This is a genomic window from Paucisalibacillus algeriensis (assembly GCF_000577245.1).
Classification (GTDB): domain Bacteria; phylum Bacillota; class Bacilli; order Bacillales; family Amphibacillaceae; genus Ornithinibacillus.
Genome location: NZ_CBYO010000004.1, coordinates 111,456 through 123,289, shown reverse-complemented (window position 1 = coordinate 123,289; position 11,834 = coordinate 111,456). Strand labels below are relative to the sequence as shown.

13 protein-coding genes are annotated in these 11,834 nt (G+C 35.3%); 7 read left to right on the top strand and 6 right to left on the bottom strand.

The features are described 5' to 3' along the window. Positions 1–21: 21 nt before the first annotated feature. From phnC to TY11_RS02185, 4 genes are all read left to right on the top strand, one after another. Entirely contained in the window at positions 22–795 is a 774-nt protein-coding gene (gene phnC, locus TY11_RS02200; protein WP_042142404.1) for a phosphonate ABC transporter ATP-binding protein, read from the top strand. A gap of 32 nt (positions 796–827) precedes the next feature. Then, on the top strand, positions 828–1,604 hold the full coding sequence (phnE, locus tag TY11_RS02195) for a phosphonate ABC transporter, permease protein PhnE (protein ID WP_042142477.1): 777 nt from the start codon (positions 828–830) through the stop codon (positions 1,602–1,604). Then, entirely contained in the window at positions 1,604–2,404 is an 801-nt protein-coding gene (gene phnE, locus TY11_RS02190; protein ID WP_042142403.1) for a phosphonate ABC transporter, permease protein PhnE, read from the top strand. Before phnE (TY11_RS02195) ends, phnE (TY11_RS02190) begins: the two co-directional genes overlap by 1 nt. Positions 2,405–2,479: 75 nt before the next feature. Then, complete coding sequence (locus tag TY11_RS02185) at positions 2,480–4,051, top strand: bifunctional metallophosphatase/5'-nucleotidase (protein WP_081755801.1); 1,572 nt, start codon at positions 2,480–2,482, stop codon at positions 4,049–4,051. 50 nt (positions 4,052–4,101) lie between these two features. On the opposite strand, the gene TY11_RS02180 is transcribed toward TY11_RS02185, so the two are convergent. The 3 genes from TY11_RS02180 to TY11_RS02170 all read right to left on the bottom strand — a co-directional run bounded on the left by TY11_RS02180 (position 4,102) and on the right by TY11_RS02170 (position 7,042). Continuing rightward, a complete protein-coding gene (locus TY11_RS02180; protein WP_052345692.1) occupies positions 4,102–4,917 on the bottom strand; it encodes a PepSY domain-containing protein in 816 nt (271 codons plus the stop codon). 99 nt (positions 4,918–5,016) lie between these two features. Next, positions 5,017–6,354, bottom strand: coding sequence for a HAMP domain-containing sensor histidine kinase (locus tag TY11_RS02175; RefSeq protein WP_042142401.1), 1,338 nt, complete (start codon positions 6,352–6,354; stop codon positions 5,017–5,019). Positions 6,355–6,358: 4 nt separating this feature from the next. After that, entirely contained in the window at positions 6,359–7,042 is a 684-nt protein-coding gene (locus TY11_RS02170; protein WP_042142399.1) for a response regulator transcription factor, read from the bottom strand. A 135-nt stretch (positions 7,043–7,177) separates the two neighbouring features. Between TY11_RS02170 and TY11_RS02165 the strand changes: the two genes are divergently transcribed. After that, positions 7,178–7,825 (top strand): VOC family protein, encoded by a 648-nt coding sequence (locus tag TY11_RS02165; protein WP_052345691.1) that lies wholly within the window; start codon positions 7,178–7,180, stop codon positions 7,823–7,825. 34 nt (positions 7,826–7,859) lie between these two features. Here the strand turns inward: TY11_RS02165 and TY11_RS02160 are convergent, their stop codons facing one another. Beyond that, positions 7,860–8,180 carry a thioredoxin family protein gene (locus TY11_RS02160; RefSeq protein WP_042142397.1) on the bottom strand — a complete coding sequence of 107 codons (321 nt, stop codon included), beginning with the start codon at positions 8,178–8,180 and terminating at the stop codon, positions 7,860–7,862. A 69-nt stretch (positions 8,181–8,249) separates the two neighbouring features. Continuing rightward, on the bottom strand, positions 8,250–9,065 hold the full coding sequence (locus tag TY11_RS02155; RefSeq protein ID WP_042142395.1) for a DUF368 domain-containing protein: 816 nt from the start codon (positions 9,063–9,065) through the stop codon (positions 8,250–8,252). Between the two features lie 152 nt (positions 9,066–9,217). On the opposite strand from TY11_RS02155, the gene TY11_RS02150 reads away from it, so the two are divergent. Beyond that, positions 9,218–9,553: a PadR family transcriptional regulator gene (locus TY11_RS02150; RefSeq protein WP_042142393.1), complete on the top strand. Its 336-nt coding sequence runs from the start codon at positions 9,218–9,220 to the stop codon at positions 9,551–9,553. Further along, positions 9,550–10,242: a DUF1129 family protein gene (locus TY11_RS02145; protein ID WP_042142391.1), complete on the top strand. Its 693-nt coding sequence runs from the start codon at positions 9,550–9,552 to the stop codon at positions 10,240–10,242. Before TY11_RS02150 ends, TY11_RS02145 begins: the two co-directional genes overlap by 4 nt. Before the next feature lie 200 nt (positions 10,243–10,442). Here TY11_RS02145 and TY11_RS02140 read toward each other — a convergent pair whose 3' ends face one another. Beyond that, on the bottom strand, positions 10,443–11,621 hold the full coding sequence (locus tag TY11_RS02140) for a CapA family protein (RefSeq protein ID WP_042142389.1): 1,179 nt from the start codon (positions 11,619–11,621) through the stop codon (positions 10,443–10,445). Positions 11,622–11,834: the final 213 nt, after the last annotated feature.

Genomic DNA, 11,834 nt, shown 5'->3' with positions numbered 1-11,834 from the left:
TTATTTATTGGAGGATTTGTAATGATAGAATTTAAGAATGTTGGCCTTGTCTATCCAAATGGTACAGAAGGGTTGAAAAACATCAATGTAAAAATCAATGATGGTGAATTTGTCGTTATTGTTGGATTATCAGGTGCCGGAAAGTCTACGTTTATCCGTAGTATTAATCGATTAGTTACTCCTACATCTGGCTCTCTTCTAGTAGATAGTGAAGATATTTTAACGTATAAGGGTAAAAATCTTCGTAAACTCCGCACAAAGGTTGGTATGATTTTCCAAAATTATAATCTAGTAAAACGTACTAACGTATTTAAAAATGTACTTGCTGGTAGATTAGGTCATACGGGTACATTACGTTCCATTTTTAATCTATATTCAAAAGAGGATAAAGCATTGGCATATGGCAATTTAAATCGTGTTAATATTGCAGAGAAGCTTTATAACCGTGCTGATGAATTAAGTGGCGGACAACAGCAACGTGTTAGTATCGCCCGTGTTTTAACCCAAAAACCAAAGTATATATTAGCTGATGAGCCTGTTGCATCACTTGACCCACCAACTTCTCATCAGGTAATGACTTATCTAAGAAAGATTAATAAAGAAGATAATATTACAACCATTGTCAACTTGCACTTTATTGATATGGCAATGGAATATGCGGATCGTATTATCGGAATGCGAGCAGGTGAAGTGGTGTTTGACGGACCTGTTTCTGAAGTTACAGAAAAAACATTTGAAGAAATTTATGGCCGTTCTATTCGCGAGGATGACTTGCGTGGGGGTGCACAAGAATAGTGACTAATAAAAACTCGTTAACGCAAAAGTCAATGTCACTTTACCCTGCTAAGACAAAAATGCAGGTTACTATTATCTTTTTTGTTGTATTAGGGATTTATATTTTCAGTATGTATAAAACACAAGAGCAAATGGTAGGCGGATTTAGTGGTGCTCTCGGTAACATGTATGTTGTAATTGAAAAGTTCTTTCCACCAAACTTTGCAATCTTATCTGCAATTTGGAATTCCATGTTAGAAACAATTAAAATGGCAATAATTGCAACATCTATTGCAGGAATTTTAACTGTACCATTAGCAGTTTTGTCTGCACAAAATATTACAACGTTTAAGCCATTATATTACTTAACTAGAACATTATTAAACCTATTACGTACGATTCCAGATTTAGTTTTAGCTGTTATCTTTGTAGGTCTTTTTGGTGTAGGGATATTCCCTGGTATATTAGCATTAACTGTTTTCTCACTAGGTATTCTAGCAAAATTAATTAGTGAAACGATTGAATCCGTGGACATGAACCCACTAGAAGCAATGAGAGCTTCTGGAGGAAATGTGTTTCAAGTAATCTGGTATTCTTTAGTGCCACAGGTGGCACCGCAATTTACATCACTAGTGTTATATGTATTTGAAATCAATATTCGTGCGTCAGTTGTTCTAGGTATGGTAGGTGCCGGTGGTATCGGTCTCGTATTAAACCAACAACTCAAGTTCTACAACTATCCAAATGCTATGACGATTATTATTGTTATATTCGCAACTGTACTTATTATTGAATTTATTAGTAATAAGCTAAGGGAGGCATTGTTATAATGGAAAAACTTCAATTACCTCCAAAGCCTGAAAAATCTTTATTTAAGAAAGTTCGTACAATCGTTATTTTACTTTTAGTGGTTGCTTTATATGTTTGGACATTCACGACAATTAATATTGATTGGAGTCGGGCAATCGAACGTTCCATCAATAATTTCCATCGTGTTATACCAAAACTACTTAGCCCCGATTGGGCAGCAGCTGGTGATGTAGGCGCTGCAATGCTAGAAACAGTGTTTATTGCATTTGCAGGATCTTTGATGGCTGCGGTATTAGCAGTACCACTATCATTCTTAGCAGCTCAAAATATGATGGGCGGAAAAGTTACTTCTACAATCGGAAAATGGATACTATCCGCTATTCGTGCATTCCCAGATCTAATCTTAGCAATCCTTTTCGTAGTAGCAGTTGGTCCAAACGCCTTTGCAGGAGTTCTTGCTATTGCAATCGGGTCAACGGGTATGCTCGGTAAAATGTTTTCTGAGATCATTGAATCTATTGATATGGAAGTTGTCCAAGCAATGGAAGCAAATGGAGCAAATAAAATCCAAATCTTATTCTATGGTGTAATACCACAAATTACACCGGAGTTCCTATCCTATGCGATTTATCGCTTTGAAGTAGACATTCGTGCTTCTTCTATCTTAGGTATCGTTGGTGCTGGTGGTATCGGTACAATGGTTATTTTTGCATCAAGTAACCGTAACTGGAATGAAATGGGTATGATCTTATTCTCCATTATTATTGTTGTTACTGTAATTGACTTTGCATCGGCAAGAATTAGACGTAAAATAGTATAAGACCATTAGTAATAAGAAACGAAATTGGAGAGAGCCTTCTCCATTTCGTTTCTTTTGTTAGAAAGGATGTAGATTTTGTCACAGACAGCTACTATAAAAATCATCTATACAAGTGATATTCATGGAAATGCAATGCCAATTCTATATGGAACTAATGAACCGGCAAATCTCGGTTTAGCAAAATACGCCTCTATTGTGAAACGTGCTCGCAATGAAAATGAAAATATACTAATACTGGACAATGGTGACTTAATTCAAGGTACACCGTTAATGACTCATTATGTAAAAGAACATGCAGATAAAGAAAATCCGATGGTTGGAATTATGAATCTTCTAGGAATAGATGCAGGTGTTATTGGAAATCATGAATTTAATTTCGGAAAGACTGTCCTACAAGATGCTATTGATCAATCAAACTATCCATGGCTTTCTGCAAATCTCGTAAACAAACAAGGTGAACCTTACTTCGGAAAGCCTTATATTATGAAGTCATTAGGTAATGGAGTAAAAATTGCTATTGTAGGTGTCACTACCCATTATATTCCAAATTGGGAGTCTCCTGGGCATATTGATGGTATACAATTTAGAGATGCATTAGAAACATTAAAGACTTGGGTGAATTACATTCGCGAAAAGGAGAAACCTGATTTAGTTATTGCGTCTTATCATGGTGGATTTGAACGCGATATTGAAACTGGGCAGCCAACTGAATCACTTACTGGGGAAAATCAAGGGTATGCCATGTGTCAAGAAATCGAAGGACTCGATGTACTGTTAACCGGTCACCAGCATCGTATCTTAACTGGGGAAATCAATGGCGTACTTATTGCTCAACCCGGTAATAATGGGAAAATGTACGGTTCCATCGATATCGAAATGAAGCAGTTAGAGAAAAAATGGCAGGTTTCTCGAAAAGAAGCTGAAATTTTATCCGTAGGAAATATTGAACCTGATCCGGATGTCTTGAATTATATGAAGGAAATGGAAACTTCCACTCAACAATGGCTTGATCTGCCAACAGGTTATATTGATGGTGACATGATGATTCAAGATCCTTTTAAAGCTCGGGTAAGTAAACATCCCTTTATCCAATTTATTCAGAACGTACAATTAGAGGCAAGTGGGGCTGATATTTCCGTAACCGCATTATTAAATAATGAATCAAAGGGATTCCAGAATGTTGTAACCATGAGGGATATTGTCTCTAATTATATGTATCCAAATACACTTGTTGTTTTAGAACTGACTGGAAAGGATATAAAGCGAGCATTAGAAAAAACTGCCGAATACTTTGACTTAGATTCCAATCAAACTATTACAGTTAATCCTACGTATGTTACCCCAAAACCACAGCACTATAATTACGATATGTGGGAAGGACTCAACTATACTATCCATGTTTCCAAGCCTATTGGTTCTCGAGTAGAAGACATTCTCTATAAGGGTGAGCCTTTACAAGAAAATAATACTTATCCTGTTGTCATGAATAATTATCGTGCAACTGGTGGCGGGAATTATGACATGTTTAAAGATAAACCTGTTGTTAAGGAAATCCAAAAAGATATGGTTGAATTAATTCATGGATACTTTGAAAAGTATAAGACTGTTAAGACTGAGGTACATTCGAATTATACTGTAAAACCATAAAAAAACGAATGGAGCTACCGATAGTAGCTCCATTTTATTATATCTTGAGTTTAATCATCGTCTCCGTCATCATCATTGTTGTCATCGTCGTCATCGTCATCACGGTCATCATCGTAGTCATCATCACGGTCGTCGTCGTTATCATCGTCATTACTCTTAGCAGGCTTACTTGTTGCTGGATTTTTATCTGCCGGCTTATTAGTAGCTGGTTGTTCAGTGTCCGTATTCTTTTCTATAGTTTCCGTAATAACCCGATCAATTGATATGGAAATAATTTCGCCAGTATAGGCATCTATATCCATTTCTGCTTCGCCATTTTCACTTTTAATCTCAATTTCATATATTAGACGGTCATCATCCTCGTCTAACTCAAGTTCTTTAATCGTTCCATTAAATTCGGCTAAGGCAATTTTTTTCGCTTCATCTGTACTAATTGCTGCTCTTTTCTTGTCTTTTGACTTATCTGTATTTACATCTTCTTTTTTCTTGTCATCTGCATTATCATTTTTTGATTTGTCATCAGCATTATCTTTTTCCTTGATTGCTAGTTCAGATGAATTATTGTTATTACTACGAGTTTCTTTTTCTTCTAATTTAAGTACTTCGCCAGTGTTACCATCTAATTTGATTTCATATTCCTTCCCATCACTTTCCACTTCAACCTCGTAAACGACTTTGTTAAATCCTTTATCGATGTCAACCTCCGTAATAGTCCCTGGATATTGTTCAGTAACAAGTGCTCTAATTTCTTCTTCTGATAATTCAGGCTGTGCTTGAGCTGCGTTTGAATGGTAAATACCGAAACCCAATACAGATGCAATTGCTACACTTGAAACGGTAATTATCAATTTTTTATTCATTTTCATTTTTTGTTTCCTCCTCGTTCTTGTTGTCTTTATCATATACCCCAAGAATGAAATAACACTGAGAGAAAGATTAGAATTTGATTAGAAAATAGATAGATATTATTCTTTTATTGGCAGTACCACTTTAAAGGTTGTTCCTTCTCCAATTTTACTGTCGACTTCAATCGTCCCACCATGTGAATTAATTATTGCTTTAGCAATTGCAAGACCTAATCCAGTCCCGCCTGTATTCCGGCTTCTCGCTTTATCCACGCGATAAAATCTTTCAAAAAGACGATTGATCTCTTCTTTAGGTATACCAGCTCCATAGTCTGTAACAGAGATAGACAATTGGTTTTCTTGTTTTTCAGTAGAGACATTTACAGAGCTGTCACTGTACTTGAGAGCATTATCAATTAGAATATAAATAACTTGTTTTAATTGGTCGCGATCCCCTTGGATGTATATTGGCGTATTCAATTCAAGCTCAATTTCTCGACCGTAAGCCCCAATAAAAGTTTCGATTGTCTCTTCTAATATTTCTGTTACGTTTACACTTTCAGTACTTTGAACTTCTTTATTTTTAGCCAGAGAAAGCATTTGTTCCACTAGCTTTTGCATTCGATTTGCCTCGGAGTGAATTGCTTCTAGCGACTCCTTAACAAGTTCAGGGTTATCCTTACCTCTTCGCTCTAATAACTGAGCATAGCTTTTTACAATCGATATCGGTGTTTTCAATTCATGTGATGCATCGGAAACAAATATCTCCTGCATTTCATAGTTGTCTTTTAAAGAATCAATCATTTCATTAAACGTTTTTTCCATTTCATATAGCTCATCTTTAGAACGATTATCCAACTCGATCTTTTTCCACTTCGTATGTTTCATATTCTCCCTCATCGTGCTAATCAGGGCTTTTATTGGTTGGAGTAAAAAACGTGCCAATAAGTTTCCAGCAATGATAATTGGGACAATCATTAAGATGGAAGCCAGTATTAATACATAAAGTAGATTTTTCATGTTTTCTTCTAGACTTACTAATTGCCTCACTATTTGAAGCGTTACGATTTCACTAGTACTCCAAATAATCGGTCTTGATACAACTGCATAACGGTCTTCTTGGTAAGTTATTACTTCCCTTACTTCCGTATTAGAATACTCTCCGGGAAAATTCTCGTAATCTATATCCGGTTTTGAACGGACAAGAGGTTCTCCTATTTCTGGATATACTCGTATCATTCCATCTGCGGGTATGAATGCTTTTAACAATTCCCCAGGAGGTATATCTTGGTTTTCTTTCATTCTGGAGATAATGGTAGTAGTTTGATCGGTTAATTCATCTAACTCACTTTCAACGGAGTTTTGATAGAACAAGAAATAAATGGAAGCATTAATAAATATGATTAACACGAGCATGAAAATACTTGTAAATAACTGTATTTTAGTTCGTAATTTCATATGACTAATCCTTTATCGTATACCCGACACCACGTACGGTTTGAATGTAAGCGAGTGGATATCCTTTATCAATTTTTTGCCGTAAATAACGAACATACACATCTACTACATTTGTTTCCCCAAAATAATCATATCCCCAAACCTGCTCAATTAATTGATCACGGGTAAGTACTAAATTTTTATTCTTTAATAAGCATACTAGTAAATCATATTCTCTTGGTGTAAGCTCTATATTATTTCCATCACGTGATACTTCATGGGCACCTAAATCAACTACCAAATCGCCAACAGAAAGTACATCCTTCTTAACCTTTTTCTCAATTGGCTTTCGTAAATGCACTCGAACACGCGCAAGCAATTCTTCAATTTGAAAAGGTTTTGTGACATAATCATTGGCACCAATATCAAGTCCACTTACTTTATCATGTACAGCATCTCTAGCTGTTAAAAGTATGATTGGTGTGTCTTCATCGATACGCCTTATTCTTCGAAGCACTTCTAATCCACTCAATTCAGGAATCATGATATCTAATAGCACCAAATCCCATTCCTTCTCCTGCATTAAGCGGAGGGCATCTTTCCCATTATCCGCTATTTGGGTACGATAATTTTCATATTCTAATTCAAGTTGGAGAACCCTACTTAGCTTTTCTTCATCTTCTACAATCAATATAATTGGCCGTTCCATTGAATCACCTACTTATTGGTTCTTTTTGTTTACTATAACAAATAAAGATTAGAAAGTGATGAGAAAACAGATTTTAAAATTGATTTTTAAGGGAAAAAGATAAATAATGGAAGCAAGAAACAGGGAGGAATCGACATGCTTGCACTTGATCATATAGTTATAGCTGGTAGAAACGCTGAAGAAGATAGTATAACTTATAATAAACGATTTGCAGTAAAAGCCGTAAAAGGCGGGGAACATGAGAATTGGGGAACTTATAATTACCTAGCATATTTTTCCAACCAAGCTTATATTGAGTGGTTAGGGATAAACAATTATGATAAAGCAATGAAAAGTGATAATCCTTTAATAACACATCTAGTATATATGCTGGATCAAAATGAAACTGGTCCATTTCAGTTTGCACTCCGTACCGATCAAATGGACGATTATGTTCAGCATTTTAAAGAGAATAACATTCCATTTGATGGTCCTTATCCCGGGAAACGGCTCCGTCCAGACGGAACTCTTTTATCATGGCGAATGCTTTTCCCGAAATATGATATAACAGAAGGAATGCTGCCATTTTTAATTGAATGGCATAATCCAACAGGAGGACCATGTACACAAAGTATTTCCAACCCTCAAGTAATAACCAAAATTAATTACAGTGGTGTCGATAAGGCAACATTTACTAATTTATATCAATTAAAAAATAAACGAAGCATTACCAACCAATTTACATTACAAAACTCGAAGATATCATTTAACAATAATGGGAAGTTATCCTTTGAATTAGTATGAAAAGAGAATGTGCATGTGCACATTCTCTTCTCTGTTACCCTAATTGTTGATGTAAAAATTCTGTTACAGACTCAGGAGTTTTTGTATAAGCACTATGCTGATGTGCTAGTTTTTCTCCGTTTTGGAAAATTAGAATACTTGGAATACCCATTACTTCATATGTACCGGCAATTCCTTCTATTTCATCTGTATTTACCTCATACCACTCATAGTTATTAAACTCATCCAGAATTCCATCGATAAACATGTCCATTCTCTTACAATCCGGACACCAATCAGCAAAGAATTTTATAATCACTGGTTTTTCGCTTTGAATAACCTCATTGAATCTATCCATTGTTTGAATGTATTCCATATAATCAACTCTCCTTTAAAATCTTATCCCTATTGTATCTATTAAACAAACGTTTGTCTCACAGTTTGCCTACTCTTTATATTCTACTTTTCCTAATATATATGCGACAAATAAACCAGCTGCAAAAGTAACAACACTTAATAATAATGAAGTGGTTGATTCAGGCCAACCTGGAAATACAACAAAGATTGATCCGATTACTAAACCGATAATTAAAGAAAATGTTGCATTTCGATAATTAATTAGAAAGAAATTGATTATCTTGCTCATCGTAATGATACCAAGAAGAATCCCGAAACCGACAACAGCAATAATATCCAATTGCAGATTACTAATGGCACTAATAACTGTTGAATATACACCAAAAACCAGTAAAATAAAAGAACCACTGATACCTGGAAGTATCATTGCCGCACTAGCAATAAAGCCAGAGAAAAATAACAAAATATATGTTGAAAGGGTAATATTCTCTATTACCATTCCTTCACTTTCATGAAGAAATATCATCGAACCCACAGCTAAGGCTCCAATAACAAGGAAAATATAATGGTTTACTTTGAAGTTCACCTTAACATCTGCTTGGTTAAATAAATATGGCAATATCCCAATGATTAGCCCCAAAAAGAAAAATTGGGTTGGGCCAGGATAATGTTCGAACAACCACTCGATTAAGTGGCTTAATAAAAGAATTGCAGATACGACACCAATTCCTAACGGTACAAGGAAGCCTAATTGTTTTTTCCAGTCCTTGCTAACTAAACCATTAATAGCAGCTATCAATCGATCATAAATTCCGAGTAATACCGCAATAGTTCCACCACTAACACCAGGAATTACATCACTTGCCCCCATAATCAACCCACGATAAATATTTTTCCACTCCATCAAATAATCCCCTTTATTAAAATCTAATTATTATCATACCAAATAATGGTTGCAATTTATAGAAAAAGCAGTATACTAATAATAGGCTACTTTGCATAACAAGGTAGCGACTTTTATGTTCGGTAACTTGTTATACAAGGTAGGTGAGATAAATGTCATTAAGAAGTCAATTGTTAAAAGGGGTATTGGAAGGATGCATTTTATCCGTCATTAACAGGCAATCCACCTATGGTTATGAGCTGTCGTTGCGGTTGCAAGAATATGGTTTATCTGATGTTAGTGAAGGCTCCATTTATCCAATTTTACTCCGACTTCAAAAAGAGAATTTAATTGAAGGGACTATGCAAAAATCAGAATTAGGTCCTAAGCGAAAGTACTATCATCTTACAGAAGATGGTGAAAATGCATTGCGTGAATTCATGGAGCAATGGGAAAATATTAAACTTCCTGTTGATAACATTATAAATAAAGGAGGAGAAACTAGGTGAATTCTAAAGATTTTATTAAACTGAACAATGACATGCGAGAAAAATTATCAGAAGAGAACAAAGAGATTTATGAAGATATGCTTGTTTATATCCGCTTAAACGGAAACAAATCTGAACAACAGACAGAAGAAGTGCTATTTGAACTTTTGGAACACTTACTTGAAGCACAAAAAGAGGGTAAAACAGCTCGTGATGTATTTGGTCATAATCTAAGAAAATACTGTGATGAGTTAATTGCAGAAATACCTGGCGAGAAGCAATCATTCGCATTGCTATTTGGAGCCTATATCGTAATTTACTTCCTTGGTATCCTTAGCACTTTTCATGGGATAGCTAATTTTGTGTTACACCAATTCTTTGATGTCGGTTCTAATGATTTTACTTTTTCAATTGGTAGTGGAATTACAGTTGTCATCATTGATTTAGTCATATTATCTGGCTTTATATTAATCATTTTAAGATGGCTTAGAAACTCCACTTTTAAAGAGAAAAAACCTAAAAAGTGGGTTGAGTTTTTACAATTATGGTTCATTAGCATGATTTTTATAGGAGCGACTGTTTTAGTTCCAATCATAATGCCAAGCTTTGGTTCAGAAATCACCATTCCGGTTCTATTCTTTGCCGTAATTGGAGTTCTTCTATTCTTAATTTCTTTTGTGTTAAACAAAAAATTTAGAATTACTAAGTAATGCTTTTTCAAAAAGGAAGCTATATGGTGAATTGTTCATCTTTAGTTACAACTACTTTGTTCATAATTTCTATATAAGATATAACGAAGATTTACTATGCAGGAAAGAGAATATGTAGTTAATTTAGATACACAAATTGTGGAAGCCTAGCACTTATATAGCTAGGCTTCTGGCAACTTCTAGATGATGTCCTACAAATATTATTCTTCTATAAACTTTAAATCTGGTACCCAGATTGACATGTGTTCTTTAATCTCTTCATAGTGCTTGCTGGCATTTGGTAAGTCTTGATCGGTTAATTGGTACATTGGAATAACCTCATAATCTTGCCAATTTGAATATTTTACATACGTAGGTAGAAATTCTGGTGAGTGCACCTTCACTTCCTGCTCTCCACCCTTAGTTGTTTTTGAAATATAAAATTTAAATATACCACCGATTTGTCTATAAAATTCATCTTGACCCGACAGAAAATTCCCTAAGGAATAGACAACCAGTGTACGACTTCCCTCTGCACTTGTGACCCAATCAATTGGTTGCAAGACATGTGGGTGGTGCCCAACAACAACATCAGCTCCCTGGTCCGCAACAAATTGAACAAGGTCTTTTTGTATTTGGTTCGGCATCCGCTCATATTCATTTCCAAAGTGGAGGCTTAATACAACTACATCGGCTTTTTCCTTTGCATCTTTTATTTCCCTGGCTATGAGCTCTTGGTCAATTAAGTTTACTAAGTAGTCCCTTCCAACCGGAACTGGAATTCCATTTGTTCCATAGGTATAGGATAAAAAGGCAACAGATATCCCTTCTTCAGTCTCATACACTCTTACCCGGTCACGGTCTTGGCTATTCTTATATGCCCCTGTATACATCATATCAATGGTTTCCCAATGTGTAATAGCTCGCTGGATCGCTTCTTCACCACGATCTAACGTATGATTATTAGCTAGCGATACAACATCGACTCCAGCCCATTTTAAGGCATCACCAACCTCAGTAGGACTGTTAAATGTCGGATAAGACGATAAACCTAATTCGACCCCACCAATCATTGTTTCTTGGTTTGCAATAGAAATAGTAGCATCACTTAAAAAAGGTTCCACCCGTTTAAGCATAGGTTTAAAATCATATCCTTGTTTAACCTTTGCATCATTATAAACACTATTGTGTATGAGCATATCCCCAATTGCGGTTATCGATATTTCTTTTGTTATTTCAATTGATTCCTTTGGCTCTCTGGAATCCGATGTTTTTCCAGCATGTGAACCAGCAGTTCGATTTTGGTCAATATTTCCTTCCGATATATCTTTACCACACGAAACTAATATTACTACCATTAGCAATAATAGTATTACCTTGATAACTTTCCCCCTAGTCATAGACCATAACTCCTCATACTTTTTTACTAATTATACCATGTTAACAGGAAAATAATTCCTTATTATTCAAAAATTCTACAATTAGCGTTAGTTTGTCCAACATGGTTATTCTTAATATGACAAAATAGTAGTAGGAGCGTTCCAAAATGAAAATTGAAAAGTGTATAAACGACCAGAGTCTTAAGTTTATTGGTTTCCAACTAACCGTTTTCT